At 56.9% G+C, this 26,728-nt stretch carries 23 protein-coding genes; 13 read left to right on the top strand and 10 right to left on the bottom strand.

Features of this window, described 5'->3' with window-relative positions; all coding sequences use genetic code 11:
- Positions 1-2: 2 nt before the first annotated feature.
- Entirely contained in the window at positions 3-1,550 is a 1,548-nt protein-coding gene (ilvA, locus tag WH298_RS08790) for a threonine ammonia-lyase, biosynthetic (RefSeq protein WP_180822681.1), read from the top strand.
- On the opposite strand, the gene ilvY is transcribed toward ilvA, so the two are convergent.
- Positions 1,551-2,432, bottom strand: coding sequence for an HTH-type transcriptional activator IlvY (ilvY, locus tag WH298_RS08785; RefSeq protein WP_007888824.1), 882 nt, complete (start codon positions 2,430-2,432; stop codon positions 1,551-1,553). It lies immediately after the preceding gene.
- Between the two features lie 161 nt (positions 2,433-2,593).
- Here ilvY and ilvC point away from each other — a divergent pair, with 161 nt between their 5' ends.
- Entirely contained in the window at positions 2,594-4,069 is a 1,476-nt protein-coding gene (gene ilvC, locus WH298_RS08780; protein WP_180822680.1) for a ketol-acid reductoisomerase, read from the top strand.
- A 255-nt stretch (positions 4,070-4,324) separates the two neighbouring features.
- On the opposite strand, the gene WH298_RS08775 is transcribed toward ilvC, so the two are convergent.
- From WH298_RS08775 to WH298_RS08765, 3 genes are all read right to left on the bottom strand, one after another.
- Entirely contained in the window at positions 4,325-5,659 is a 1,335-nt protein-coding gene (locus tag WH298_RS08775) for an MFS transporter (protein WP_007888826.1), read from the bottom strand.
- Positions 5,660-5,948: 289 nt separating this feature from the next.
- Complete coding sequence (yhjD, locus tag WH298_RS08770) at positions 5,949-6,956, bottom strand: inner membrane protein YhjD (RefSeq protein WP_180822679.1); 1,008 nt, start codon at positions 6,954-6,956, stop codon at positions 5,949-5,951.
- A gap of 169 nt (positions 6,957-7,125) precedes the next feature.
- Positions 7,126-8,025, bottom strand: coding sequence for a LysR family transcriptional regulator (locus WH298_RS08765; protein ID WP_180822678.1), 900 nt, complete (start codon positions 8,023-8,025; stop codon positions 7,126-7,128).
- Positions 8,026-8,140: 115 nt separating this feature from the next.
- Here WH298_RS08765 and WH298_RS08760 point away from each other — a divergent pair, with 115 nt between their 5' ends.
- Positions 8,141-8,899 carry an SDR family NAD(P)-dependent oxidoreductase gene (locus WH298_RS08760; protein WP_180822677.1) on the top strand — a complete coding sequence of 253 codons (759 nt, stop codon included), beginning with the start codon at positions 8,141-8,143 and terminating at the stop codon, positions 8,897-8,899.
- A gap of 781 nt (positions 8,900-9,680) precedes the next feature.
- Here the strand turns inward: WH298_RS08760 and WH298_RS08755 are convergent.
- Positions 9,681-10,529 carry a PhzF family phenazine biosynthesis protein gene (locus WH298_RS08755; protein ID WP_180822676.1) on the bottom strand — a complete coding sequence of 283 codons (849 nt, stop codon included), beginning with the start codon at positions 10,527-10,529 and terminating at the stop codon, positions 9,681-9,683.
- A 113-nt stretch (positions 10,530-10,642) separates the two neighbouring features.
- On the opposite strand from WH298_RS08755, the gene WH298_RS08750 reads away from it, so the two are divergent.
- Positions 10,643-11,266, top strand: a complete 624-nt coding sequence (locus WH298_RS08750) for a glutathione S-transferase family protein (RefSeq protein WP_007891926.1) — start codon at positions 10,643-10,645, stop codon at positions 11,264-11,266.
- On the opposite strand, the gene WH298_RS08745 is transcribed toward WH298_RS08750, so the two are convergent.
- Positions 11,233-12,723: an aminotransferase-like domain-containing protein gene (locus tag WH298_RS08745; protein WP_007891925.1), complete on the bottom strand. Its 1,491-nt coding sequence runs from the start codon at positions 12,721-12,723 to the stop codon at positions 11,233-11,235. The two genes, WH298_RS08750 and WH298_RS08745, sit on opposite strands and share 34 nt — an antisense overlap.
- Before the next feature lie 136 nt (positions 12,724-12,859).
- On the opposite strand from WH298_RS08745, the gene WH298_RS08740 reads away from it, so the two are divergent.
- Positions 12,860-13,447 carry a LysE family translocator gene (locus WH298_RS08740; protein WP_007891924.1) on the top strand — a complete coding sequence of 196 codons (588 nt, stop codon included), beginning with the start codon at positions 12,860-12,862 and terminating at the stop codon, positions 13,445-13,447.
- A gap of 65 nt (positions 13,448-13,512) precedes the next feature.
- Here the strand turns inward: WH298_RS08740 and WH298_RS08735 are convergent, their stop codons facing one another.
- The 4 genes from WH298_RS08735 to WH298_RS08720 form a co-directional block, all read right to left on the bottom strand.
- Entirely contained in the window at positions 13,513-13,878 is a 366-nt protein-coding gene (locus WH298_RS08735; RefSeq protein WP_180822675.1) for a helix-turn-helix domain-containing protein, read from the bottom strand.
- Complete coding sequence (locus WH298_RS08730; RefSeq protein ID WP_036621935.1) at positions 13,878-14,180, bottom strand: type II toxin-antitoxin system HigB family toxin; 303 nt, start codon at positions 14,178-14,180, stop codon at positions 13,878-13,880. Before WH298_RS08730 ends, WH298_RS08735 begins: the two co-directional genes overlap by 1 nt.
- A gap of 131 nt (positions 14,181-14,311) precedes the next feature.
- Positions 14,312-15,922 carry a malate dehydrogenase (quinone) gene (mqo, locus tag WH298_RS08725; protein ID WP_007891899.1) on the bottom strand — a complete coding sequence of 537 codons (1,611 nt, stop codon included), beginning with the start codon at positions 15,920-15,922 and terminating at the stop codon, positions 14,312-14,314.
- Between the two features lie 535 nt (positions 15,923-16,457).
- The gene (locus WH298_RS08720) at positions 16,458-16,697 is read right to left on the bottom strand and encodes a DUF1158 domain-containing protein (protein WP_007891898.1); all 240 of its coding nucleotides are present in this window, start codon (positions 16,695-16,697) and stop codon (positions 16,458-16,460) included.
- A gap of 285 nt (positions 16,698-16,982) precedes the next feature.
- Here WH298_RS08720 and mntP point away from each other — a divergent pair, with 285 nt between their 5' ends.
- The 8 genes from mntP (at position 16,983) to WH298_RS08680 (ending at position 26,644) form a co-directional block, all read left to right on the top strand.
- A complete protein-coding gene (mntP, locus tag WH298_RS08715) occupies positions 16,983-17,555 on the top strand; it encodes a manganese efflux pump MntP (protein WP_180822674.1) in 573 nt (190 codons plus the stop codon).
- Positions 17,556-18,075: 520 nt separating this feature from the next.
- Positions 18,076-19,083 carry an N-acetyltransferase DgcN gene (gene dgcN / locus WH298_RS08710; RefSeq protein WP_180822673.1) on the top strand — a complete coding sequence of 336 codons (1,008 nt, stop codon included), beginning with the start codon at positions 18,076-18,078 and terminating at the stop codon, positions 19,081-19,083.
- 1 nt (position 19,084) lies between these two features.
- Positions 19,085-20,050 (top strand): N-acetyl-D-Glu racemase DgcA, encoded by a 966-nt coding sequence (dgcA, locus tag WH298_RS08705; RefSeq protein ID WP_180822672.1) that lies wholly within the window; start codon positions 19,085-19,087, stop codon positions 20,048-20,050.
- Positions 20,051-20,068: 18 nt separating this feature from the next.
- Positions 20,069-21,931, top strand: a complete 1,863-nt coding sequence (locus tag WH298_RS08700; RefSeq protein ID WP_180822671.1) for an ABC transporter ATP-binding protein — start codon at positions 20,069-20,071, stop codon at positions 21,929-21,931.
- A 21-nt stretch (positions 21,932-21,952) separates the two neighbouring features.
- Positions 21,953-23,494 (top strand): glutathione ABC transporter substrate-binding protein, encoded by a 1,542-nt coding sequence (locus WH298_RS08695; RefSeq protein ID WP_180822670.1) that lies wholly within the window; start codon positions 21,953-21,955, stop codon positions 23,492-23,494.
- 275 nt (positions 23,495-23,769) lie between these two features.
- Entirely contained in the window at positions 23,770-24,699 is a 930-nt protein-coding gene (locus WH298_RS08690; protein WP_007891892.1) for an ABC transporter permease, read from the top strand.
- On the top strand, positions 24,699-25,583 hold the full coding sequence (locus WH298_RS08685) for an ABC transporter permease subunit (protein WP_007891891.1): 885 nt from the start codon (positions 24,699-24,701) through the stop codon (positions 25,581-25,583). The genes WH298_RS08690 and WH298_RS08685 overlap by 1 nt, the downstream gene beginning before the upstream one ends.
- A 2-nt stretch (positions 25,584-25,585) precedes the next feature.
- A complete protein-coding gene (locus tag WH298_RS08680; RefSeq protein ID WP_180822669.1) occupies positions 25,586-26,644 on the top strand; it encodes a DmpA family aminopeptidase in 1,059 nt (352 codons plus the stop codon).
- The last annotated feature ends 84 nt before the right edge of the window (positions 26,645-26,728 follow it).

The following is a 26,728-nucleotide window of genomic DNA, read 5'->3' as shown; positions in this document are numbered from 1 at the left end:
CGATGGCTGAGTCTCAACCGCTACCCGCGTCGCCAAACGGCGCGGAATATTTGCGCGCCGTGCTGCGCTCACCGGTGTATGAAATTGCCCAGGTGACGCCGCTGCAGAAAATGGAAAAAATATCATCGCGTCTTGGCAACACCATTCTGGTGAAGCGTGAAGATCGTCAGCCGGTGCACAGCTTCAAGCTGCGCGGGGCGTACGCGATGATAGCCGGGCTGAATGAAGAGCAAAAAGCGCGCGGCGTGGTGACGGCTTCGGCCGGTAACCATGCGCAGGGCGTGGCGCTCTCAGCCAGCACGCTTGGCATCAAATCACTGATTGTGATGCCGTTGGCCACGGCAGACATCAAGGTTGATGCAGTACGCGCATTTGGCGGTGAGGCTTATCTGTTTGGGGCCAATTTCGACGAGGCAAAAGCCAAGGCGATCGAGCTGTCTGAACAGCAGGGTTACACCTTCGTACCGCCGTTTGACCATCCGGCGGTCATCGCTGGACAGGGCACGTTGGCGATGGAACTGCTGCAACAGGATGCGCATCTCGATCGCGTCTTCGTGCCGGTTGGCGGCGGCGGTCTAGCGGCGGGCGTTGCCGTGTTGATCAAGCAGCTGATGCCACAAATCAAAGTGATCGCCGTGGAGTCGGAAGATTCAGCCTGCCTAAAGGCGGCGCTGGAGGCCGGTGAGCCGGTAGATTTGCCGCGCGTCGGCTTGTTTGCCGAGGGCGTGGCGGTCAAACGCATTGGTGATGAAACCTTCCGCCTGTGTCGTGAATATCTCGACGACATCATCACGGTGGATAGCGATGCGATTTGTGCGGCAGTAAAAGACCTGTTCGAAGATGTGCGCGCGGTAGCGGAACCTTCGGGTGCGCTGGCGCTGGCGGGCATGAAGAAGTATATCCAGCAGCATGAAATCAAAGGCGAGCGCCTGGCGCACGTGTTGTCAGGTGCCAACGTCAACTTCCACGGCTTGCGCTATGTCTCTGAGCGTTGCGAACTGGGTGAGCAGCGTGAAGCGCTGCTGGCGGTGACGATTCCAGAGCAGCAGGGCAGTTTCCTCAAGTTTTGCCAAACCATCGGCGGACGTTCGATCACCGAGTTCAACTATCGCTACGCGGATGCGGATAACGCCTGCATTTTCGTCGGCGTCCGCTTAACGCGCGGGCTGGAGGAGCGCAGTGAGATCATCAGCCAGCTGAACGAAGCCGGTTATCGTGTGGTGGATCTCTCGGATGATGAGATGGCCAAGCTGCACGTGCGCTACATGGTGGGCGGACGTCCATCGAAGCCGCTGCACGAACGCCTGTTTAGCTTTGAATTCCCGGAAGCACCGGGCGCGCTGCTGAAGTTCCTGCAGACGCTCGGCGCACACTGGAATATCTCGCTGTTCCACTATCGCAGTCACGGCACCGATTACGGCCGGGTACTGGCGGCCTTTGAAGCTAACGAGCAAGAGCCGGATTTCGAAACCCATCTCACCGCGTTGGGTTACGAATGGCACGACGAAGCGAACAACCCGGCGTTTCGTTTCTTCCTCGCCGGGCAATAATCATAGCTGGTGCCAGAACGCATTGATAAGCGGCTCCCCGAGCCGCTTTTTTTGTACGCACACGCCAAGCTCCAGCGGCGCGACAGATTCCACATTCTCCAGCGTTAACACGCGATTGCGCACCGGTTCCGGACTGTTCTCCAGCACCACATCCGGCAGCAGCGCAATGCCACAACCCAGCGCCACCATCGAGACAATCGCCTCGTGTCCCGAAACCGTGGCGTAAATCTGCGGATTGGGGATGCGCTGGCGGCGGAACCACAAATCGATACCGCGGCGCGCAGGGCCTTGTTCCGGCAGGATAAACGGGATTTGCGCCCAATCAGGCTCGTCCTGCGTTGCCTGGCTGCGCACCGGACAAGGCAGCGCCGGGGCAATCAGCACCAGCGGGATCAACCCCAGTGGCGTAAAATCTATGCTGGCGGGCAGCGATTCGGGACGACCGGCAATGGCGAGATCGGCATCACCGGACTGCACCATCTCAATCGCATCGGCGGCGTCACCGGTGGTGAGTTTGATCTCTACCTGCGGATGTTCGGCGCGGAAGCGGTCGAGAATCGGCGGCAGATGGCTGTATGCGGCCGTCACCGAGCAGAACAGGCGCAGCTCGCCGCTCAGTGACGGGCCGTTTAGATCCATCACATGGCGCAGCTGCTGATATTGCAGCAACGTCTGCTGCGCAAACTGGCGCAGGCGCTCACCGGCTTCGGTCAGCGTGACGGTGCGGTTATCACGCAGGAACAGCGCGTGACCGACATCCTCTTCCAGGCGCTGAATCTGGCGTGAAAGGGTCGATGGGCTGACGTGCATGGCGCGTGCGGTGCGGCCAAAGTGGCAGCTTTCAGCCAGATGAAGGAAGAGCTTCAGGTCTCGTAAATCCATGCGCGTATCGCCTCAACGTTGTGTTGCAAATTTTGCAATGTGACCTTGCTAATATATCAATTTAAGCAACGGATTTCCTGTCATATGATGGGGTCATTCGCGGCGTAGTTCACATCGCCGTTACTGAACAAAAACAAACACAACATCTAACCGGAGTACCCATGGCTAATTACTTCAACACATTGAATCTGCGCAACCAGTTAGCGCAGCTGGGCAAATGTCGTTTCATGTCACGCGACGAATTCGCTGATGGCGCTAGCTTCCTGAAAGGCAAGAAAGTGGTCATTGTTGGCTGTGGTGCTCAGGGTCTGAACCAGGGCCTGAACATGCGTGATTCTGGCCTCGACGTGGCCTATGCCCTGCGTGCTGAAGCGATTGCTGAGAAGCGTGCCTCTTTCCGCAAAGCGACCGATAACGGTTTCAAAGTCGGCACTTACGAAGATCTGATCCCGCAGGCCGATCTGGTAGTAAACCTGACGCCAGACAAACAGCACTCAGCGGTAGTTCAGGCCGTTCAGCCGTTGATGAAAGATGGCGCTGCGCTGGGTTACTCGCACGGTTTCAACATCGTTGAAGTAGGCGAAACCATTCGTAAAGACATCACCGTAGTGATGGTGGCGCCGAAGTGCCCAGGTACGGAAGTGCGTGAAGAGTACAAGCGCGGTTTCGGTGTGCCGACGCTAATCGCGGTTCACCCGGAGAACGATCCAAAAGGCGAAGGCATGGCGATTGCGAAAGCCTGGGCTGCAGCCACCGGCGGCGACCGTGCTGGCGTGCTGGAATCTTCTTTCGTTGCAGAAGTGAAATCTGACCTGATGGGTGAGCAAACTATCCTGTGCGGTATGCTGCAGGCCGGTTCTCTGCTGTGCTTCGACAAGCTGGTGGCTGAAGGTCACGACGCGGCTTATACCGAAAAACTGATTCAGTTCGGCTGGGAAACCATCACCGAATCACTGAAGTTCGGCGGCATCACGCTGATGATGGATCGCCTGTCTAACCCGGCGAAAATCCGTGCTTATTCGCTGTCTGAGCAGCTGAAAACCATCATGGCGCCGCTGTTCCAGAAGCACATGGATGACATCATCTCTGGCGAATTCTCCTCAGGCATGATGGCTGACTGGGCTAACGACGACAAAAACCTGCTGACCTGGCGTGAAGAGACCGGCGCAACGGCATTCGAAAACGCGCCGCAGTTTGAGGGCAAAATCGAAGAGCAAGAGTACTACGACAAAGGTGTTGTGATGGTTGCGATGGTGAAAGCAGGCGTTGAGCTGGCGTTCGAAACCATGGTTGATGCGGGCATCATTGAAGAGTCGGCTTACTACGAATCACTGCACGAGCTGCCGCTGATTGCCAACACCATCGCCCGTAAGCGTCTGTATGAAATGAACGTGGTTATCTCTGATACCGCAGAATACGGTAACTACCTGTTCTCCTTCGCCGCGGTTCCACTGCTGAAAGAGTTCATGACCACGCTGCAGCCGGGCGATCTGGGCAAAGCGATTGAAGGCACGCAGGTTGATAACGCACAGCTGCGCGACGTCAACGAAGCGGTACGCCAGCATCCAATCGAATCAGTAGGCCGCAAACTGCGTGGCTACATGACCGACATGAAACGTATCGCTGTCGCTGGCTAAGCCACGCGCGACACAGTTTTCAGCAGAAAGAAGAAACCCCGGCTTGCCGGGGTTTTTTTTAATTAGTGCTCGCTGTTGCTCTATGTATGTACTCGCTGTCCCCCATCCCGGCCTTCCCCCGCAAGCGGGGGAAGGAGACGCTGCCACATGCAGCTTCAGAACTAACATATGGCAGCATCTTCCTCCCCCATTTATGGGGGAGGACCGAGGAGGGGGACAGCAAGCACATACGAACCAGAGTACAGCACCGCTCAATCATACCGCTTCATACAGCGTCTGATTGCGCGTCTCTTTACAGGCAATCAGCGCGATCAGCGTCAGCACCGCCATTGAAGCCAAATAGAAACCCACCGCCTGCAAACCGTAGTTCGCATTCAGCCAGGTGGCGATATACGGCGCCACGGATGCACCAAGAATCGACGACAAGTTGTAAGAGAAAGACGCGCCGGTATAGCGCACTTCGGTCGGGAACAACTCCGGCAGCAGCGCGCCCATTGGACCAAAGGTCAGCCCCATAATGCTTAAGCCCAGGATCAGGAAGCCCATCACCAGCACCTGAGAACCGGAACCCAGCAGCATTGGGAACATCAGTGCGAAGGCGATAATCATCAGCGTAATGGTGATCATGGTTTTACGACGGCCAAAGCGATCGGCCAGCAGACCGGCAATTGGTACCATCACACCGAAACCAATCACCGCCACCATCAGCATCCACAGGAAGCTGTTACGCGAATAGCCAAGGCCGGCCGGCGCGGGCGCGGTACCGTAGCTCATTGAGTAGACAGTCATAATATAGAACAGCGTATAGGTGGCCAGCATGATGAAGGTGCCGAGAATCGTCGCCGTCATATGCTTGCTCAGCAGCGTGCCAATCGGCATTTTTACCTGCTTATTCTCTTTCTGCACTTTGGCGAACACGGGGCTTTCATGCAGCGAAACGCGTACATACAGGCCAATCAACACCAGCACCGCAGAGAGAATAAACGGCACGCGCCAGCCCCAGTTCATGAACTGCTCATCGGTCAGCAGCCATGAAAGCAGTAGGAAAGTACCGTTAGCGAAGAAGAAGCCAATCGGCGCGCCAAGCTGTGGGAACGAACCATAAAGCGCGCGTTTCTTCGCCGGCGCATTCTCGGTAGCCAGCAGGGCTGCACCGCCCCATTCTCCGCCCAGGCCAAGACCCTGACCAAAACGTGCCAGCGCCAGCAGCAGCGGAGCAGCCACACCAATCGTTTGATAGCTCGGCAGCAAACCAATCAGCACCGTCGAAACGCCCATGGTCAGCAGCGATGCGACCAGTGTGGCTTTACGACCGACGCGGTCGCCAAAGTGGCCAAATACGGCAGAACCAATTGGACGCGCAACAAAGGCGATAGCGAAGGTCGCCAGCGACTGTAGCGTGGCGACGGTAGGATCGCCCTGCGGGAAGAAGATGTGCGGGAAAATAATCACCGCGGCGGTGGCATAGATATAGAAATCGAAGAACTCAATGGCAGTGCCGACCAGCGATGCCACAACCACTTTGCCACGTGAATTAACCGGCGTTTCGTCGTGTTTTTTGTCGAGTGTTTCTGTGATGGAGGCTTGCATAAGTGTTTCTTAATTGTAAATGTAGACAGAGAATCTTACGCACCTGGTTTGCGGCATTCAATGGCGAAAAACCGCGTCAGACCGGGCTTTTTCGTCGAATAAGTGGATAATTTCTGAGTTGCCGCGATCAATGGCGGATGGGAACGGGAAGTGTCACTTTTTTGGCGGGAATCTCTGCAAAAGGGCCAAATTAAAGTGACCCTTCAGCGTTTCCTGCTGGTTTTTGCGGAAAAAATAGCCAGCAGGAAACATTTTTAGCTAGTACGGCATTTGTAACAATCCCGTCAGCTTATTTTACCTGATGCGGCTGCGGCATCTCTTTATCATCTTTGTATTTCGCAGTAGCGATCCACGCCGCGCAGAACAGCGTCAAACGCGCAAAGAAGTAGAAAAACGCCATCAAGCCAAGCACCGAACCAAAAGCCGCGCCAGACGGCGAGGTTGCCAGCTTCGGCAGCGTCAGCGTCATAACAAACTTGATCACCTCAAAGCCAATCGCCGCCAGCAGCGTGCCGCGGAACAGCGCTTTTTTACGTGGCTTGTGGCGCGGCAAAATCCAGAAGATCCACAGGAACAGCAGATAGTTAGCGAAGATGGAGATCGACAGCGCAATCACCGTCATCGCCGGACGCAGCCACTCAATATCCTCCAGCCCCAGCGCATTAACGATGGCCGCCTGCGCCGCACCGGCAATCGAGGTCAGCGACAGCGTAATCACCAGCGCAAACATCAAACCGAGCAGCGACAGCAGATCGCGCGCGTACTTCTTCCAAAACTTCTCCTGATCGTCTGGCTTACGTTCCCAGACGTCGCGCGACTGGGCACGCACCGCTTCACGCAGATTGCCCATCCAGTTAATGCCGGAGTAAAGCGCCAGCAGCAAACCGGTTATTCCCACCGTGGCACGCTGCTGAATCGCGGTATTCACCGTGTTCTTCAGCGTAGTTGCCAGCGTCGGATCGCTGATGCTGTTAACGATTTTGTTGATCAACTCGGTGAGCAAATCCTGATTCGACGCCAGCACAAAGCCGACCGCCGCAAAGGAGACCATCAAAATCGGTATCAGGGAGAGAAAGGAAAAGTAGGTGATGGCTGCACCAAACTGGCTGCCGAGGCGATCGTTAAAGCGTTCCAGCGCGCGCATAAAGTGCGCCACCGCTGGAATCGCCTGAAACCAGGCGGCGAAGCGCGACACATTTTGGATTGAGCCATCCACGGTTTTATTGCCGGTTTTAATATCAATCAGCGGCTTGGTTTCTGCCTCAGCCGCTGTCTCTTTAGGGGTTTTGTCCGTCATAGACGATAGTCATCCTGTTCACTGCGAAAATTCAATTATATACCCTAAATAATTCGAGACGCAGGAAGGCGGCAAGTGTGTGAATCCACAGGAGCTTACTTAGGTAAGTGACTGGGGTGAACGCACGCAGCTAACGCACCTGCAACTCGAAGTATGACGGGTATACGTGCTATGTGACGTACTCCTGCAAGACATGGCTTAGCCACTCCATAAACACCCGCACGCGGCGCGCCACGTTACGGCGATGCGGATAAAGCAGCGAGATCGGCATCGGTTTAGCCGGGAAGTGATGCAGCACTTCAACCAGCTTTCCTGATTCCAGCAGCGGCTGTACGCCAATCGCCGGCACCTGAATAATGCCGAGTCCGGCCATACACGCGGCGCGATAGGTTTCAGTACTGTTTACCGTCACCACGCCACCGGTTTGAATGTAATGGCATTGTTTGCCATCGAAATACTCAAAACCTTGCGAAGGCTGCCCAAGCTGCTGGCTGTAATGCACCATCGCGTGTTGCGACAGATCTTCCAGCCGCACCGGCATGCCGAAACGGGAAAGGTAGTCGGCACTGGCGCAGTTAATCAAGGCGTGCGAGCCAATTTTTCGCGCAATCAGGCCGGAATCTTTCAGCTCACCCACGCGTACCACGCAGTCAAAGCCTTCACGAATCACATCCACCTGGCGGTCGCTGCTGCTCAGCTCAATTTCGAGCCCAGGATAGTGCTGCAAAAACTCCGGCAGACGCGGCAACACAAAGCCGGTCGCCATCGCCACCGACATATCCACCCGCAGCTTGCCGCTTAAGGTGCCGGGATCGTGCTGGAACAGGCTGTCCATGTCGTCGAGCATCGACAACAAATCGAGGCAGCGATCGTAATAGACCAAACCATCCTGCGTCAGATGCACGCGGCGCGTGGTGCGATGCAGCAAGCGCGTACCCATTTGATTTTCCAGCGCCTGAAGCTGGCGCGATACGCTGCCTTTCGGTAAACCCAGACTTTCTGCCGCGCGGGTAAAACTGCCCATTTCGGCCACCCGCACAAACACCTGCATTGCGTGAATTTTATCCATGTTGTGCACCGATTGTTGTTGTTAGTGAAACAGTGCTGCGTATTCCTCTGCGTTTATAGATCAATTATTCGCGAATATCCTTATCCGGTGTTCAATTTTCCAACTGGAGCGAAACATGAGTCATAAAATTGCATTGATTACCGGCGGAAATCGCGGTTTAGGTAAGAATGGGGCGCTGAAACTGGCCGCCAAAGGCACCGATATCCTGTTTACCTATCGCGGTCATGCGGATGAAGCACAGGCGGTGGTGCAAGAGATTGAAGCGCTGGGCGCGCGTGCGGTGGCGCTGCAGTTGGATGTTGGCGACACCGGTCAGTTCGATGACTTCGTGGCGCAGGTGAAAGAGGCGCTGCAAAAAACCTGGCAACGCGACAATTTTGATTATTTAGTGAACAACGCCGGCCACGGTCACTATAAGCTCTTTGCCGAGACCACAGAGGATGAGTTTGATGCGCTGGTGAATGTGCACTTCAAAGGGCCGTTCTTCCTGACGCAAAAACTGTTGCCGCTAATCATCGATGGTGGACGCATCCTGAATATCTCCAGCGGCTTAACCCGATTGACGCTGCCAGGTTCGGGCACTTACGCCGCAATCAAAGGGGCGATGGAGGTGTTAACCCGTTATCAGGCGAAGGAGCTGGGCGAGCGCCATATTCGCGTCAACATTCTGGCACCTGGCGCGATTGAAACTGACTTTGGCGGTGGTCGCGTGCGTGATACCAAAGATCTCAACGATCATATCGCCTCGGTTACCGCGTTGGGCCGCGTCGGCTTGCCGGATGATATCGGTGATGCGATTAGCGCGATTCTCAGCGATGAAACCGGCTGGATCACCGCACAACGCATTGAAGCCTCAGGCGGCCAGGCACTGTAATCGGTAGGGTCGCCATTCATGGCGTAATGCTCGCCAGTTAAGCAGCGTACTGGCTCCGCGGGGGTTCCGCCCGCTAAGCATATGGCAGTTTCAGAATGTGTGAAGCCGGCGGCCGGGCTAAGGTCCGAAGGCGCGGACCTTAGCAATCCGCGCCTGCGCCGTCCTCGCTGTTCCCTCGCTTATCGCTCCGGCCTGACGGACCGCGCGGATTCGCCATCCCTGGCTCATGCCGCGCTTTCGCCGACGTCGTGTCGGCTCATCCTGGCCGTCACTCTGCGCTCGGCGCTGCGGATAGCGCCCAACACCATCGCCTGCCATTACCGCATCTGATTTGAAATTTTGCAGGCTGAAGATTTTGGGTCATGTGGTCGCCATGAATGGCGACCCGACAGGCGCTACAGCGATGATGATTCAGGAATAGGCATTGATGCTGCAGCGCGGGTGTTGAGGCGACATCCCAGCCCGCTGAGCGAGTGAGGGATTCCAGGGCGAGCCGCAGGGATGCGGCGAGAGGCGGCGCTGAGCAGGAGCGAATCGCCGCCGGTCCGTCAGGAATCGTGAGGGAGTGAAGGCACCGCGCAGCGGCGGGATGGGCTGGCGCAGGGCCCGGGAGTGCAGAGGGCGCGGCCAGGCGTCCTCTGCTCGGTCGCCGCACGGCATAGCTGAAACTGCCTCAGCCGATGGCGAACGAAAGTCGCTCAGCGCTTAACAGATCGGCATTACGCCATTTATGGCGACCTCATTAAACAGCGACGCCAGCAGGTTGCCATAAATGGCAACCTTACAACGTAATCGTCCCGTCAATCACCGTCACGGTTTGGCCACCAATCCAAATCGCTTCATGCGTAAAACTCACCTGAATTCGACCTTCACGCTGAATCGCGCTGCCCTGACGCGCCCGGTAATCTTGCGTTTGGCCCTGTGCCGCCAGGTAGCGCGCCAGACAGGCATTGGCGCTACCGGTTACCGGATCTTCGGTCAAACTGCCGTTCTCAACCAGCAACGCGCGCACTTCATACTGCTCATTCTCACCCGAGGGCAGCGCGCCAAAAATCGCTGTGCCGTTAACGTCGGCATGTTGATGTAAACGGTGTAAATCAGAGGCTGACGGCACCACATCCAGCACCGCCTGCGCGCTGCTCAGCGGAATCAGCAGCCAGCGAATGCCCATATCGACGATGGTCGGTGCCTGGCTGAGATCGAAAGCTTCGCTATTTAACGCACTGCTCATCAACGCATCGCTAAAGGGCGTTAAGGTGGCCGCGGGCGCAGCAAAAGCCAGCGCGCCATCATCGCTGATTTTCACCTCCACCAGACCAACGCCGCACTCCTGCACGATTTTGCCCGGCGTTTTCAGCGGCCAACCGGCTTCCAGCAGCGCATGCGCGGTGCCGAGCGTAGGATGACCGGCAAACGGCAGTTCGCCTTCAACGGTAAAAATACGCACGCGGTAATCCGCCGCCTGATCCTGTGGCGGCAGCACAAAGGTGGTTTCCGATAGGTTGGTCCAGCGCGCAATCGCTGCCAGCTGCGCATCACTCAATCCCTGTGCATCCATGATCACCGCCAGCGGATTACCTTTAAACGCCGATGAGGTAAACACATCCACTTGTTTAAATGCGACCTTCATTGTCACTCCTTCCTCGTTGAGGTTGTCTGAAATCCGGATTTACATCCTGCCGATTGCGAAAGATCAGCATCAGGGCTATGAATAGATTAAGAATTCTGCAATCGGAGTCTGCAATGTTAAAAGTTCTTGGCCGTACTTCTTCAATTAACGTGCGAAAAGTTCTGTGGCTGTGCGCAGAACTGGATATCGCGTATGAATCTGAACCCTGGGGCGACGATCCGCAATCGCTGCACTCAGCAGAATTTATGGCGCTCAATCCCAACGCGATGGTCCCGGTGATGATCGAGGACGATTTCGTGTTGTGGGAATCCAACACCATTTTGCGCTATCTGGCGAACAGCAACGGCGGCGACTGGCTCTATCCCGAAAATCCGCGCGCGCGGGCACCGGTTGATCAGTGGATGGATTGGCAAGCCACCGAACTGAACACGTCCTGGCGCTACGCGTTTATGTCGCTGGTACGCAACTCGCCAGCGCACCAGGATCCGCGCTTGCTGGCCGCTGCCGTCAAAGGCTGGTCGCACACCATGAACATTCTTAACCAGCATTTGGAAAAAACCGGGCGCTACGTCGCAGGCCGTAATTTCTCGCTGGCGGATATTCCGGTTGGGCTGGCGGTGAATCGCTGGTTCGAAACACCGCTGGAGCATCCTCACTTCCCGGCGGTGCAAACCTATTACGAGCGCCTGACCGAGCGCGAGCCTTACACCACCTGGGGCCGCAACGGCAAACCCTGATCCTGTCCCGGCGCGAGGCCTGTCATCTCACAGGCCAGCGCGCCGGTGCGCTGCAGTGCCCAGGTATAACGCTCATCAAACGGATAGCAGCAGGAGAGGCGCAACGCGTGCGTATAGCGATCGCTCAGCGAGTAGAGCGCGCCCGGCGTCACACAAATGTGCTCCTGCAGCAGACGGTGAAACATCTCCACGGTATCGACTTTGCCCGGCAGTTCTACCCAGAAAACAAACCCGCCGCGCGGCAGGGTAGCGCGCGTGCCCTGCGGAAAGTGGCGCGCCAGAATGCCGCGTGCCGCATCCAGATTCGCCGCATAGCGGCGACGCAGCGTACGCAGATGATGATCGTAACCGCCGCTTGCCAGGAATTCGGCCAGCGTTTCGCTCAGCAAACGTGACTCCGCCATCGATGAAACCGCTTTGAGGTGAGCGATGGCGTGATGAAAACGTCCGGCGGCGGTCCAGCCGACGCGAAAATCGGGCGCCACGGTTTTGGTAAAGCTGGTGCAGTAAATCACCCAGCCGTCACTATCAAAGGCCTTCACCGGCGGTGACAGCGGCCACTCAAACTGCAATTCGTCATACAAACCATCTTCCAGCAGCGGAACGTGGTAAGTGTTCACTAACTTCGCCAGGCGCTTTTTGTTCTCCAGCGGCATCACATAGCCCAGCGGGTTCTGTGCGCCCGGCATGGCGATCACTGCCTGAATACGTTTCTCCTGCAGCAGCATCTCCAGCGCATCGAGCGACAACCCTTGCTGCGGATCGGTGGGGATTTCCAGCGCCTTCAGTCCCAACGAGGCCAGCAGCGGGAACAGGAAAAAATAGGTCGGCGATTCCAGACCGATGCAGTCGCCAGGTTTGGTCACCGCACGCAGCGCCAGCTGCAACGCTTCCATGCAGCCGTGGGTAAGGGTGATCGCTTGTGGCGGCAGGTTGATGCCATTATGCAGCGCGCGCCGTGCAATCTCCTCCCGTAAGCGCTCACTACCAGGCGGAAGCGCATAGCGTCCGATAATGTCGGGATTCTGTCGTAAAATCGACGCGGTAATGCGCCCGATACGCGCCGCAGGATAGAAGGTGCCATCCTGCGGACAGGCCAGCGAGATATTGGTGTACTCCGGATTATTTTGCGCGGCGAACACCTGCTCAATCAGTTCCAGCTTTTGCGCACTGGGATCGTTAATTTTAGGAGGTAACGGTTTTACCGCGCGCGTCACGGCGGGCAGCACGCCACGCACGTAATAGCCGGATTGCGGACGTGATTCGATCAGGCCACGATCTTCAAGCACTTGCCACGCATTAAGCACCGTATTGATACTAACCTGATGCGATTGCGCCACGCGGCGAATCGCCGGCAGCCGCTTGCCCGGCTTCAGGGTGCCCTGATGAATCGACTCGGCAAAGCTATCGACCAACTGCTGATACAGCGTTTGGCCGGATGAAAGGGGAAGGGACACAAAAGCCTCCGCGCGCGATGGGTACAATTCATTTTTGAGACAACTGTATCCATTACAATAGTCATTTTGTGTCTCTGTTTCCATTGCAGCGTACGCATTAGCATGAAGGCCTCATTGATTGTTAAGGAAGTACGCCATGCTCGATCCCTCGTTTTTCAGCTATGTCACCGTTATGTCGATCACTCCCGGCCCGAACAACCTGCTGCTGGCGACTTCCGGCGTCAACTTTGGCTTCAAACGCACGCTGCCGATGCTATTTGGCATTCTACTGGGTTGTGCGATTCAGATGCTGCTGGCGAGTATGGCGCTCGATGTGTTGCTGCACTGGATGGGCGCGATTCGCCTGCCGCTGACAGTGGTCGGATGCAGTTATCTGCTGTGGCTTTCGTGGAAGATATTCCGCGCCGGCGCACCGCAGCTACGCGAACGCCCGCGCCCCATGACGTTAATTGGCGGCATCTGTTTCCAGGCGGTGAACCCAAAAGCGTGGTTGATGGTGACGAATGTGGCGCTGATATACGCCAACAGCAACGGCGTGCTAACCGTGTTACTGGGATTCGCGGCGCTGAATCTGCCGTGCATCTTGATTTGGGCTGCACTGGGCGACCGCCTACGCAGCCATCTGCAGGTAGCGTGGAAACGTCAGGCGTTTAACAGTTTGATGGCATTGTCGCTGGTGGCCACCACCGGTTGGATGCTGTACGACGCAGTGTTGTTGAGTTAACCATTACGATGCGCATGGCGGTGCACCGTAATGATAGGGTCGCCATTCATGGCGACCGCAACCATTCACAACCCAACCAAACTCTCCAATGGAATACCAAACTGCTTATGCAGATTACGGATCATTTCCAGTGATAAAGAACGTTTCCCATTGAGCACTTCATAAACGCGATTGCGACGACCGATGGCAGGCTCCAAATCTTTGGCTGTCAGCCCTTGTTGCTCCATGCGGAATTTAATGGCTTCAATCGGATCTGCCGCCTCTATGGGATAATGCTTTTTTTCCCATGCCTCAATGAGCATGCTCATCACGATCATATAATCGCTCTCTGGCGTGCCGAGCTCAGGCACATCTTCAAAGAGCGGCGAGATAGCCTCAAGAGCGGCTTCGTAATCCTGTTCGGAATGAATGGGTTTAATGGTTAATGTCATTAGCGTTGCTCCACCGTATTAGCGTCAATCGCGTCATATTCCCGATGTGTGCCGATAAACTTTATAAATATCAGCTTCTGTGGATACGCGATGGCCGCTATCAGTCGATAATCGTTTCCTTTGATGTTGAATACCACTCGGCTACCTTTAAGAATGCTGGCGTGGCGGTATTGTTCCTTGATGTCTGCCGGGCTTGACCAGTCGGCCTTTTGTGCTTCATCAATCCAGGCTCTCAACGGCTGCGAAGAGTCGGGGTTCGCCGTCATAAACTCCCTTAATGACCTTACCGATATAATTCTCATGCAGCGCATCTTAATCCCGTTTTGGGACTATAACAAACCTGAATCCCAATTTGGGACATTTCTTGCGTTAGGCATAAAAAAAGAGGCTGCTTGCGCGGCCTCTCATCTTTGCAGCAAACAACGCTACCTTGTTACTTCCCCACCACATGCGCCGTTTCGCGCGCTTCATCGTTGGCGGCATCAGGTGTAACAACGGGCTCGTAATCGAGCTGCAGCACGCGGCTGGTATCGGCCAGCACTTTCTCGGTCAGCGCCACATCGCCGTTCAACTTGCGGCCCCACGATGGGATCACCATGCGGATTTTGGTCTGCCATTCCGGTGAACGCATCTGCTCTGGGAAGGCTTTCGCCATCAGCTCGAGCATAATCGGTGCCGCGGTTGATGCACCAGGCGATGCGCCGAGCAGCGCCGAAATTGTACCGTCTTCCGAGGTCACCACTTCGGTGCCCAGACGCAGCACGCCGCCCTCTTTGGCATCATTTTTGATGATCTGCACGCGCTGGCCTGCCGTCACCAAACGCCAATCTTCCTGCTGTGCCTGCGGTACGTAAGCACGTAAGGCTTCCATACGATCGCTGTCGCTTTGCAGCACCTGATCAACCAGATATTTCACCAGATCGAAACTCTTCAGGCCAACCTGCACCATCGGTTTCAGGTTGCTGCCATTCATCGCACCGAACATATCCAGCAGCGAACCTTGCTTGAGGAATTTGGTGGAGAAGGTGGCGAACGGGCCAAACAGCAGCACTTGTTTGCCATCCAGCACGCGCGTATCGACATGCGGCACCGACATCGGCGGGGCGCCGACGCTGGCTTTGCCATACACCTTCGCCATGTGCTGTTTCACCACCTCCGGATTTTCCGTCACCAGGAAAGAGCCGCCCACCGGGAAACCGGCGTAGCCTTTCACTTCCGGAATGCCCGATTTCTGCAGCAGCGGCAACGCCGCGCCGCCGGCACCAATAAACAGCTGGCGCGTGGTCAGCACGCGATCTTCGCCGCTGACCAGATTATGCAGGCTTACCTGCCAGCGGCCATCGCTCAGGCGCTTGATATCACGCACTTCCTGGCGTAGACGCAGACGGAAATTGGCTTTCTTCTCTAAAGCAGCAATCAGCTGACGCGTCACTTCACCGAAGTTCACGTCGGTACCCATCTCGGTCCAGGTGGCGGCGACTTTCTGCTTGCTGTCACGCCCGTTCATCACCAGCGGAATCCACTGGGTGATTTGATCGCGGTCTTCTGAATAGCTCATGCCGCGGAACAGCGTACTTTTCTGCAACGCATTGAAGCGCTTACGCAGGAATTCAACGTTATCGTCGCCCCAGACGAAACTCATGTGCGGCGTACTGTGGATAAAGCTTTTGGGATTGCGCAGGTTGCCTTTCTGAACGTGATAAGCCCAGAACTGGCGCGAAATCTGGAACGATTCGTTAATCGCCACCGCTTTAGCGATGTCGATGCTGCCATCCGCCTTCTGCGGCGTATAGTTCAGCTCGGCCAGCGCGGCGTGGCCGGTGCCAGCGTTGTTCCAGCCATTCGAGGATTCAACCGCCACGTCATCAAGGCGTTCAACCATCTCAATCGACCAGTCAGGCTCGAGATCCTGCAGCCATGTGCCGAGGGTCGCACTCATCACGCCTGCGCCAATCAGCAGTACGTCGACGTCTTTTCGTTCCTGAAGGTTTGCGCTTTCCTTGCCAGCGGCGGCGAGCGCCAGATTTACCGCAGTAGTACTCATGAGGCGACATCTCCTCTTTCTGTTGACCTGAAGCTCAACAGGTTCGCAGGCGAAATAGCCGCGCTTCTTTCGAGCGCGTGGCGCTACTTCTCAAAGGTTAAGACTCAGGTATAAGTCATGGGGACGATAACGGTTAACTGCACGTTATGCATATGCATTCGAATATAACATTCTCGTATCGGAATTAAACGTTTGTTTATTTTTTAAAGGCGGAAATGATTCAGCATAAGAATTAATCAGCTCAACCCCGCTGCCATAAGGGATTTTTATCTCTTAATCAGACGCTTATAGTAATGTGAATGTTATGGGTTTGTGAGTGTTATTGGCGGGTGCGTTAATAGGTAGTGAGGTGTGTCACAATTTAATTGTATGAATTTTAAGTGGTTTACGTAAATTGACTATTTATGCGGAATTTATGTTGCGTGATATTTCGCCACGCCGTGTAAAAGTAATGTTACATTTTTGTGGTGATGAATTTAGGCGTGAGCAGGCATGCCATGCAGAAGAAAAATGCATCACCTTGCAGGAAAAGCGATCAGCGCGAGCGACGTCGCCACAGGAAGCGAATCACGAAGAACTCAATCGCGCCCAGCAGCAAAAACCACAGGCTAAAGACAATCGTATACAGCTGATTAACATCCATCAGGTGCAAACTTTCTTGCAGCTGTTTTGCCAGCTCAATGCCAAACGAGGGCGCGGGCAGCAGCAGTGCAGAGAGAAAGCCCAGCAGCAGAATGCCACCCGGGATAATCAGCGTTTCGAACGGGTTATTCATGGTCATTTTTCCAAATCAGTTAGCGCGGGCATTAGCGCATAAAATGGCGCTGGGGTGCAATCCCCGTGCCGGATCGCGCTAAGAAATTTCTTCTATTCCATTCACTTAGCGTCAAAAATAGCGAAAGTTAAGAGTTATAGCCTTTGCTATACTTAAAGCCCTGATTTTACTGTCTTTTTTTTGGTGTTTTTGCGTGTTAGACTGCGCGCACTTTTTCATTACTGAACAATAAATGCGGAGAAGTAGCGGCTTCAGGGCCTGTTCCGCGGCATTGATTGAAAACCCATGACATTTATCGCAACCCTGATTCTGGCCTTTGGTATGTCGATGGACGCTTTCGCTGCAGCACTGGGCAAAGGCGCATCATTGCATCGCCCGAATTTCAGAGAAGCGCTGCGTACGGGCTTGATCTTTGGCGTCATCGAAATGCTGACGCCGCTGATTGGCTGGGCAATTGGCCTGGCGGCCAGTCGCTATGTTATGGCATGGGATCACTGGGTCGCTTTCGGTCTGTTAAGCGTGCTGGGCGGCCGTATGATCATGGAAGGCTTCCGTCAAACGGCTGATGAGCCCTGCGAAGCGCCGCAGCGTCACGGTTTTATGGTGCTGGCATTAACCGCTGTCGCCACCAGTCTGGATGCGCTGGCGGTGGGTGTGGGTTTGGCATTTCTGCAGGTCAATATCATCATGACCGCCGTCACCATCGGCGCCGCCACCACCGTGATGGCGACCACCGGCGTGCTGGTTGGACGTTTTATCGGCCCGGTAATGGGCAAATGGGCTGAAGTGCTTGGCGGCGTGGTACTGATCAGTATTGGCTGCACCATTTTAAGCCAGCACATGGGTTGGTTTAACTAACGATACTGCTGCCTGGTGTGCATAAATGCGCACCCTACAACTTCCACTGTGCCTGGTCGTACCTTCATGGCGACCACCGCAAACCCGCAATAAATCCCTATTCTGTGATCTACTTCAAAAATAATTGCGGTAAAAACGCTCAGACGTTATACTTTTTGCGTATTTCTTCAACAATTTTTGAATCAGGTGCTTTATGAAACGCTTTTTCCGCTACGTGTTCCGTTCTTATGTAGAAACCTTCAAACACGTACCGCCGGGTGCTCTTAATTAAGATCTCCCCAGAATACCCTCGATAATCGCGGTCAGGGATCGACCTGTGGTTATCAACTGTTTTCTTATCTCTCCAACCGCTTTCCCTGCCATTTCCCCGCTAATAGGTTGATTTATTCCTTCAGCCATCACATTTCGATCTGGCTATAGCCGCAGGTTATACCCCGCTACTAAACAAGCATTCGTCACCCTTTCTTCTGCATGAAATAGTCAGCTCAGGCCCTATAAACCGTCTGAAACGAGAAACATCATGCTGATCCCACAACCTTATTTACTCTTCCTCGGCGACGTAACCGATCCACTGGCCGCTAAAACGGCACGCGGCATTCAGGTCTGGCGACCGGAGCAGTGCGTTGGCGAAATCAAATTGCCGGGCTGCGCCGTCAGCCTTGGCCTCGACGAACTCGATATTAACGCTGCTAAAGCGCGCGGTGCCAAAACGCTGGTGCTCGGTACCGCCAATGCGGGTGGTTACCTGCCAACACACTGGCTCGACACGGTAAAAAGCGCCATTTCCGCTGGTATGAATGTTGCCAGCGGTTTACATCATCGTTTGGTGGATGAGCCTGAGCTGGTGGCATTGGCCAAAGAGTTCGGCGTGGAGCTGTTCGACCTGCGCCATATGCGTCCAAAACTGAACGTCGGCAGCGGTAAAAAGCGTACAGGTAAGCGAGTGCTTACTGTTGGCACTGACTGCTCAGTGGGCAAAATGTACACCTCGCTGGCGCTGGAAGCGGCGATGCGCGAACGCGGCATGAAAGCCGATTTCCGCGCTACCGGTCAGACCGGCATTTTAGTGGCAGGCGAAGGGATTGCGATTGATGCGGTGATTGCCGACTTCATCGCCGGTGCCGTTGAAGCGCTGTCGCCCGCCAATGACGCCGATCACTGGGATATCGTCGAAGGTCAGGGTTCGCTGTTCCATCCTTCCTATGCTGGCGTCAGCATGGGCCTGATTCACGGTGCGCAGCCGCACTGGCTGGTGATGTGCCACGAAATGGGCCGTCCGCATATGCGCCATCTGCCGCATCAGCCGATGGTCAGCCTGAAAGATTGTGTCGAAGCCAACCTGCGCGCGGCGCATGTCACCAGTGATGCCGTGCAGCTGGCCGGTTTCGCCATCAACACCTCGAACTACAGCGAAGAGGAAGCGCGCGCCTATTGTGCAGAGGTCAGCGCTGAATTCGGCGTGCCTGCCACCGATCCGGTGCGCTTCGGCATTGCGGATATCGCCGCGCTGCTGCAGGAGCGCGGCTAACATGCGGCGCATGCAGATTGAAGTGCTGGAGCTGCCGCTGGCGCGTCCGTTTGCCATCTCGCGTGGCACGCGTACGGCGGTTACGGTAATTCGCGTAACGCTGGAGCAAAACGGCTTTATTGGCCGTGGCGAATGTACGCCAACGCCGCGCTACGATGAAACGCCGGAAAGCGTCAACGCCGAGCTGGACGCGCTGCGCGCCGACATTGAAGCGGGTTTGAGCCGCCTCGATCTGCAAAGCCGTTTGTCTGCGGGTTCAGCGCGTAATGCGCTGGACTGTGCGCTGTGGCGCCTGGATGCTGCATTGGCGAAACACACGCTGTGGCAACAGTGCGAACGCCTTCAGCCGCCCTCGGTGATCACCGCCGAAACCCTCAGCCTCGATTCCATCGCGAACATGGCCGCCGCTGCTGCCGATGCGGTATCACGCGGTGCCATCCTGCTGAAAATCAAACTCAATCGCGACGAAATTCTGGAGAAAGTCGCCGCGATTCGTCAGGCCGCGCCGCGCGCCACGTTAATCATTGATGCTAACGAAGCCTGGTCAGGCGTGGATTTGCCCAGCCTGCTCAACGCGCTGGTCAGCTTTAACATTGCGATGGTCGAGCAGCCGCTGCCGGCGGGTCAGGATCAGGCGCTGCAGCGTTTTGCGCACCCGATTCCAATCTGTGCCGATGAGAGCTGCCACACGCGAGAAGACATCGCGCCGCTGCGCAATCGCTACGAAATGATCAACATCAAGCTGGATAAGTGCGGCGGTTTAACCGAAGCGCTGGCGATGGTGGAAGAGGCGCAGAAGCTGGATATGCGGCTGATGGTGGGCTGCATGCTCGGCTCATCACTGGCGATGGAGGCGGCGTTGCCGGTGGCGATTGCCGCGGAACACGTCGACCTCGATGGCCCGATCTGGTTGGCCGCTGACAGCTCGCCGTTCCTTACTTACGCTCAAGGCCAAATCTGGCTGTAACCCGCACGCGGAGCAACGATGACGGACACTTTACTTACCCCCAACGCCGCCAGCGTTGCCGGTTCACCACCGGTGCTCGCGATTCAGGACCTCAGCGTCAGCTTTCGCGGCCGCAGCGGCGAAAATCAGGCGCTAAAGGGCATCAGTTTTAATATTCATCAGGGCGAAATCGTCGCCGTGGTGGGCGAAAGTGGTTCGGGTAAATCGGTCACCTCGCTGGCGGTGATGGGCTTACTCGCCGCCTCTGGCCGTATCGATCGCGGCAGCATGCAGTTTCGCGATCGTCAGGGCAAAGCCCATCAACTGGCCAGCCTGAATGAACCTCAACGTCGCGCCCTGCGTGGCCGTGAGATGGCGATGATTTTTCAGGAGCCGATGACCTCGCTCAATCCGGTATTACGCGTTGGCGATCAGCTGACCGAAGCGCTGCGTGACCACCAGATTTGTGACAAAAGCCAGGCCGAGGCGCGCGCGCGCGAATTACTGCGTCAGGTGCGCATCGCCGATGTGGATCGCGTTATGAAAAGCTATCCGCATTCGCTGTCGGGCGGCATGCGCCAACGCGTGATGATTGCCCAGGCGCTGGCCTGCGATCCGCAGCTGTTGATTGCCGATGAGCCGACCACCGCGCTGGACGTTACGGTGCAGGCGCGCATTCTGCACATCCTGCGCGACCTGCAACGCGAGAAGCAGATGGCGGTGCTGTTTATCACCCACGACATGGGCGTGGTGGCCGAAATCGCCGATCGCGTGGTGGTGATGCTGCGAGGCGAAGTGGTTGAGCAGGGCACGGTCAGCGACATCTTCAATGCGCCGCAGCATCCTTATACCAAAGCGCTACTCGCCGCGGTGCCGAAGCTGGGCGATATGCGCGAACACGCGTGGCCGCAGCGTTTTCCGCTGTTGGGCAGCGAGGCCAACGATCGCAGCGAGCAGCGCACCGCGCGCTACGACGAAACGCCGCTGCTGGATGTGCGCGGTCTGAAAGTGTACTACCCGATTCGCAGCGGGATTTTCTCGGCGCTGACCCACCAGGTGCACGCGGTGGAGCAGATTGATTTCAGCCTGTGGCCGGGCGAAACCCTGGCGATTGTCGGCGAAAGCGGCTGCGGTAAATCCACCACCGGTCGTGCGCTGATGCGGCTGATCAACAGCGACGCCGACAGCATCCATTTCCAGGGTAATGAAATTGCCAATCTTAAAGAGGCGCAGTTCCAGCCGCTGCGCCGTGAAATCCAGATGGTGTTCCAGGATCCCTACGCCTCGCTCAATCCACGTTTGACGGTTGGTTTCACCATTGCTGAACCGCTGCTGCTGCACGGCATGGTGAAGTCGCTGGAAGAAGCTTCGCCGCAGGTCGATGCGCTGCTAAAAAGCGTGGGACTGCTGCCGGAACATGCGCAGCGCTATCCGCACGAGTTTTCCGGTGGCCAGCGTCAACGCATCGCCATCGCACGCGCCATGGCGTTGAAACCCAAAGTGATCATCGCCGATGAAGCGGTCTCGGCGCTCGACGTGTCGATTCAGGCGCAGGTGGTCAATCTGATGATGGATCTGCAGCAGCAAACCGGCGTGGCGTGGATCTTTATCTCGCACGATATGGCGGTGGTAGAGCGCATCGCCAACCGCGTGGCGGTGATGTATCTCGGCCAGATTGTCGAGCTCGGGCCGCGCCAGTCGATATTTAACCAGCCACAACATCCTTATACCCAACGTCTGCTGGCCTCGGTGCCGGTAGCCGATCCCCAGAACCGTCAACCCCGCACTTTCGAAGAGAGCGAAATTCCTTCGCCGCTGCGCAAGGTGGGAGAAACGGTCATTAAACCGCGTTATCGCCAGGTTGCTCCGCAACACTGGGTCGCTGACTTTGTTTCGCGCTAACCCTCAATACCAGGAGATTTCATGAACCCGATTTTCCGCCGTACGGCGCTTGCGCTCGGATTGACCCTCTCGCTGGCCGCCGCGGCTCAGGCACAGGATCTGCGCATTTCGATGTATGCCGACATCACCGGCCTCGATCCGCACGATACCTCAGACAACGTCAGCTACTCGGTGCAGAGCGGCATCTTTGAACGCCTGTTCCAGTTCGATGCAAAGATGAAGCTGCAGCCGTGGCTGGCCACCCGCTACACCAGCAACGACAGCGCCACCGAATTTACCCTGACGCTGCGTAAAGACGTCACTTTCCAGGACGGCACGCCGTTTGATGCCGAAGCGGTAAAAGCCAACCTCGATCGCCTCGCCGACCAGAAAAAAGGCCTCAAGCGCAACAGTCTGTACAAGATGATTGAGAAGGTGACGGTGCTGGCGCCGGATCAGGTAAAAATCGAGCTTAACCAATCGTTTGGTGCCTTCATCAACACGCTGGCGCATCCGTCGGCAGTGATGTGGAGCCCGGCAATCCTCAAGCAATATCCAGAAGAAGCGCAGCTGCGTCTGCATCCGGTGGGGACCGGTCCCTTCAAATTCGTCACCTGGCAGCCGGGTAAAGCGGTGACGCTGGCAAAGTATGATGGCTACTGGCAAAAGGGCTGGCCGAAGGTGGATAACGTGATCTTCTCGCCAAGTCCGGAAGATGCTACGCGCGTCGCGGCACTGAAGTCGGGCCAGGTTGATGCGATCTGGCCGCTACCGTCGGATCTGATCGCCACCGTGCAGAGCGATAGCAAACTGGCGATCCAGCGCGATCCGAGCATTTACCTCTACTACATGGCGATCAACACCCAGCACAAACCGCTGGCCGATGTACGTGTACGCCAGGCGATCAACTACGCCATCGACCGCGATCTGTGGCTAAAAGTCGCCTTTGCCGGCTTGGGCAAACCGGCCAGCTCGGCGATTCCTGCAGGCGTGCAGTTCTATCAGAAGCAGAGCGCGCCGAACTATCGCTATGCACCGGATGAAGCCAAAGCGCTGTTGAAAGCCGCCGGTTACCCGAACGGCCTCGACCTGAAACTGTGGGTCACCAATGCCACCGCCAGCGTGCGTGCCGCGCAGGTGCTGAAAGCGCAGCTGGCAACGGTCGGCATTCGCGCCACGGTCACGCCAATGGATTCCGGTACGCGTAACGCCAAACTGTGGGGCGTGAAGGATCCGAAAGAGGCGGAATTTGACCTCTATTACGGCGGCTGGTCGACCTCAACCGGTGATGCCGACTGGGCGCTGCGTCCCCTTTATGCCACCGAATCCTGGGTGCCAACCTCGTACAACGTTTCGTACTTCAGCAATGCCGAAGCCGACAAAGCGATTGCCGGTGGCTTAGCCACCGCCGATCCGGCCAAACGTGGCGAGGCGTACGCTGAAGCGCAGAAAGTGTTGTGGAAAGAGGCACCGGTGGCTTTCCTCGGCACGCCAGACAATCTGGTTGGCAAGCGCAGCACGCTGAGCGGTGTGTCGATGCTGCCGGATGGTAACTTCCTGTTTAATCAGGCGGCGTTTAAGTAAAGGTTGGGTGGGTGTGGGCTGCCCCTACGAATGTGCTTGCTGTCCCCCTCCTCGGTCCTCCCCCATAAATGGGGGAGGAAGATGCTGCCACATGTGAGTGCTGTAGCTGCAATGGGGGAGGAAGATGCTGCCACATGCCAGCTCAGAAGTTGCATGTGGCAGCATCTCCTTCCCCCGCAAGCGGGGGAAGGCCGGGATGGGGGGCAGCCAGCACGATCTGGGACAGCCAGCACAATCTGTTACACCCAGCACCATGCCAAATATAAAGGAACCGCATGTTCGCATACATCATTCGCCGACTGCTGGAGATGATCCCCGTTCTGCTGGTGGTCTCGCTGCTGGTCTTCGGCTTCATCAAGCTGCTGCCTGGCGATCCGGCGCGCATCTACGCTGGGCCGGATGCGCCTTTGGCTGCGGTGGAAGCCGCGCGTCAACATCTCGGGCTCAACGATCCGCTGCCGCAGCAATATATCAACTGGATCGGCGGCCTGCTGCGCGGCGATCTTGGCGTCACTTACCGCACCCAACAGCCGGTGCTGGACGTCATCAAACAAGGCTTTATGCCGACGATGTGGCTGGCGCTGGCGGGGTTTGCCTGGTCGGTCATTCTCGGCCTGTTCCTCGGCGTCTTTGCCGCCCTGAAACGCGGTAAATGGCAGGACTGGACCTTGATGAGCGTCGCCGTCGGCGGCATCTCGATGCCGACCTTCTGGCTGGGTCTGTTGCTGATCCAGTTCGTCGCCATGCCGTTTGGCCTGTTTTCGGTCAGCGGCTTCAATCAACCCAGCGACATCGTATTACCGGCTATCACGCTCGGTTCGTCGGTGGCGGCGGTGATGGCGCGCTTCACCCGCTCGGCGTTTCTCGAAGTGGCGCAGGAAGATTACGTGCGCACCGCCAAAGCCAAAGGGCTGCGCAATCGGCTGGTGACGTGGAAACATGTGATGCGTAACGCATTGATCCCGGTGATCACCATGCTCGGCTTGCAGTTTGGTTTTCTGCTCGGCGGATCGATCGTGGTCGAAAGCGTCTTCAACTGGCCGGGATTAGGTTGGCTGTTGATCGAGTCGATCAAGGCGCAGGATCAGCCGGTGATCCAGGCGTTAGTGATGCTGTTCGTGTTTGAATTTATTGTGATTAACCTGCTGGTCGATCTGCTGTATGCCGTGGTCAACCCAGCGATTCGCCTGCGACAGGAGCCGTAATGAGTCTGCAATCTCTGCCTGCCCACGCGCAGGAGGCGATCCGTTCGCCGTGGCGTGATTTCCTGCACGCGCTGGTGCGTAATCCGCTGGCGCTGGTCTCTGGTGGTTTTGTACTGCTGCTGGTGCTGGTGGCTATTTTCGCGCCGTGGCTCGCGCCCTGGGACCCGATGGCGCCGGACTGGATGGCGCTGTCCTCGCCGCCGTCCAGCACGCACTGGATGGGCACCGACGAACTGGGCCGCGATCTCTTCAGCCGCATCATCTTTGGCGCGCGCATCTCGCTGTACGTCGGCGTGCTGTCGGTCACGCTCGGCATGGTGGTTGGCGTGCTGCTGGGGCTGCTGGCGGGCTACTATGGCCGCTGGATCGATATGCTGATCATGCGCGGCTCCGATGTGCTGTTTGCCTTTCCTGGCATGCTGCTGGCGATTGCGGTGGTAGCGATTCTCGGCCCGGGGCTGAATAACGTCATCATCGCGGTGGCGATCTTCAGCGTGCCGGTATTTGCGCGTATCGTGCGTGCTTCCACCTTGTCGCTGAAGCAGGCGGCGTACGTCGAAGCGGTGCGCTGTGCCGGTGCGCCGGATCGCGTGATTCTGCTGCGCCATATTCTGCCGGGCACGCTCTCTAACGTGATTGTCTATTTCACCATGCGTATCGGCACCAGTATTCTCACTGCTGCCGGGCTGAGTTTTATCGGCCTTGGCCCGGAACCCGATGTGCCGGAGTGGGGCAATATTCTGGCGATGAGCCGCAGCATGATGATGGCCGGCTTGTGGCACGTCAGCGTGTTTCCGGGGCTGGCGATATTTATTACCGTGCTGGCGTTTAACCTGCTGGGTGACGCGCTGCGCGACACGCTCGATCCCAAATTAAAGAGCTAAGCATGGACTTTCAACAACTGCAGCGCGACCTGCTGCTGCAACGCTGGCGCAGCGAGCGTCAGCTGGGACAACCGCGCACCGTTAGTGGTGCCAACAATCGCCTAAGCGATGTGCCGGGCGTGCGCGTCGGACATTACACGCTGGCCGATGGCGAGCGGCAAACCGGCGTCACCGCGATTGTGCCGCCGGGCGACAATCTGTTTACTCAGCCGCTGCCCTGTGCGGCTGCGGTGTTCAACGGTTTCGCAAAGCCGGTTGGCCTGGTGCAGGTTGAAGAGTTGGGCGTGCTGCAGACGCCGATTTTGCTCAGCAACACGCTGGCGGTGGGCACGCTATTTACCACGCTGGTGCGCGATGCCATCAGCCGCAACCACGAGTTGGGCCGCAGCTTGCCGACGGTCAATCCGCTGGCGCTGGAGTGCAACGATGGCTGGCTCAACGATATTCAGGCGCTGGCAATCACGGAAGCCATGGCGCAACAGGCACTGGATAACGCCACCGCCGATTTTGCGCGCGGCAGCGTCGGTGCCGGGCGCGGTATGAGCTGCTTCAGTTTAAAAGGTGGCATTGGCACGGCATCGCGCCTGATTCCGTCGCTCAATGCCACGCTTGGCGTATTCGTGCTGGCCAACTTTGGTGCTTTAACCGCACTGACGTTGGACGGCGTGCGCCTCGGCGAGATGATTGCGCCGCTGCTGCCGGAACTGGCGCCACAGCGTGATGCCGGCTCCATCATCATTATTATGGCGACCAATGCGCCGCTTGATGCACGGCAACTCAAGCGCGTCGCCAAACGCGCCGGTGCCGGTTTAGGACGTTTGGGCAGCTATTGGGGCCACGGTTCGGGCGATATTGCTGTGGCGTTCTCCACCCAGCCGCAGCCGCAGCCGCCGGAAGAATCGGCGCTGGAACCGCTGCTCGCCGCCGCTGCTGATGCCACCGAACACGCGGTGCTGGATGCCTTGCTGAGCGCCGAAGCCGTCACCGGTTTCCGCGGCCATCATCGCCCATCGTTAAGCGACGTTTTGGATCGATTGGCGCTGTCGTCCCGGTCGGCATAAATGCCGCCCCTACAAAACACATGACCGGTGCAGACATATCGCTTCGTAGGGTCGCCATTCATGGCGACCGTGTTAAAAATCGCA

Source organism: Pantoea nemavictus, from assembly GCF_037479095.1.
Taxonomy (GTDB): domain Bacteria; phylum Pseudomonadota; class Gammaproteobacteria; order Enterobacterales; family Enterobacteriaceae; genus Pantoea; species Pantoea nemavictus.
Note: the sequence above shows the minus strand (reverse complement) of the source record. Positions and strands in the feature narration are given on the sequence as shown.

Bases quoted from the DNA above. Each gene is read 5' to 3' on its own strand.
- ilvA (WP_180822681.1), top strand. From the start codon at position 3: ATGGCTGAGTCTCAACCGCTACCCGCGTCGCCAAACGGCGCGGAATAT.
- ilvY (WP_007888824.1), bottom strand. From the start codon at position 2,432: ATGGATTTACGAGACCTGAAGCTCTTCCTTCATCTGGCTGAAAGCTGC.
- ilvC (WP_180822680.1), top strand. From the start codon at position 2,594: ATGGCTAATTACTTCAACACATTGAATCTGCGCAACCAGTTAGCGCAG.
- WH298_RS08775 (WP_007888826.1), bottom strand. From the start codon at position 5,659: ATGCAAGCCTCCATCACAGAAACACTCGACAAAAAACACGACGAAACG.
- yhjD (WP_180822679.1), bottom strand. From the start codon at position 6,956: ATGACGGACAAAACCCCTAAAGAGACAGCGGCTGAGGCAGAAACCAAG.
- WH298_RS08765 (WP_180822678.1), bottom strand. From the start codon at position 8,025: ATGGATAAAATTCACGCAATGCAGGTGTTTGTGCGGGTGGCCGAAATG.
- WH298_RS08760 (WP_180822677.1), top strand. From the start codon at position 8,141: ATGAGTCATAAAATTGCATTGATTACCGGCGGAAATCGCGGTTTAGGT.
- WH298_RS08755 (WP_180822676.1), bottom strand. From the start codon at position 10,529: ATGAAGGTCGCATTTAAACAAGTGGATGTGTTTACCTCATCGGCGTTT.
- WH298_RS08750 (WP_007891926.1), top strand. From the start codon at position 10,643: ATGTTAAAAGTTCTTGGCCGTACTTCTTCAATTAACGTGCGAAAAGTT.
- WH298_RS08740 (WP_007891924.1), top strand. From the start codon at position 12,860: ATGCTCGATCCCTCGTTTTTCAGCTATGTCACCGTTATGTCGATCACT.
- WH298_RS08735 (WP_180822675.1), bottom strand. From the start codon at position 13,878: ATGACATTAACCATTAAACCCATTCATTCCGAACAGGATTACGAAGCC.
- WH298_RS08730 (WP_036621935.1), bottom strand. From the start codon at position 14,180: ATGAGAATTATATCGGTAAGGTCATTAAGGGAGTTTATGACGGCGAAC.
- mqo (WP_007891899.1), bottom strand. From the start codon at position 15,922: ATGAGTACTACTGCGGTAAATCTGGCGCTCGCCGCCGCTGGCAAGGAA.
- WH298_RS08720 (WP_007891898.1), bottom strand. From the start codon at position 16,697: ATGAATAACCCGTTCGAAACGCTGATTATCCCGGGTGGCATTCTGCTG.
- mntP (WP_180822674.1), top strand. From the start codon at position 16,983: ATGACATTTATCGCAACCCTGATTCTGGCCTTTGGTATGTCGATGGAC.
- dgcN (WP_180822673.1), top strand. From the start codon at position 18,076: ATGCTGATCCCACAACCTTATTTACTCTTCCTCGGCGACGTAACCGAT.
- dgcA (WP_180822672.1), top strand. From the start codon at position 19,085: ATGCGGCGCATGCAGATTGAAGTGCTGGAGCTGCCGCTGGCGCGTCCG.
- WH298_RS08700 (WP_180822671.1), top strand. From the start codon at position 20,069: ATGACGGACACTTTACTTACCCCCAACGCCGCCAGCGTTGCCGGTTCA.
- WH298_RS08695 (WP_180822670.1), top strand. From the start codon at position 21,953: ATGAACCCGATTTTCCGCCGTACGGCGCTTGCGCTCGGATTGACCCTC.
- WH298_RS08690 (WP_007891892.1), top strand. From the start codon at position 23,770: ATGTTCGCATACATCATTCGCCGACTGCTGGAGATGATCCCCGTTCTG.
- WH298_RS08685 (WP_007891891.1), top strand. From the start codon at position 24,699: ATGAGTCTGCAATCTCTGCCTGCCCACGCGCAGGAGGCGATCCGTTCG.
- WH298_RS08680 (WP_180822669.1), top strand. From the start codon at position 25,586: ATGGACTTTCAACAACTGCAGCGCGACCTGCTGCTGCAACGCTGGCGC.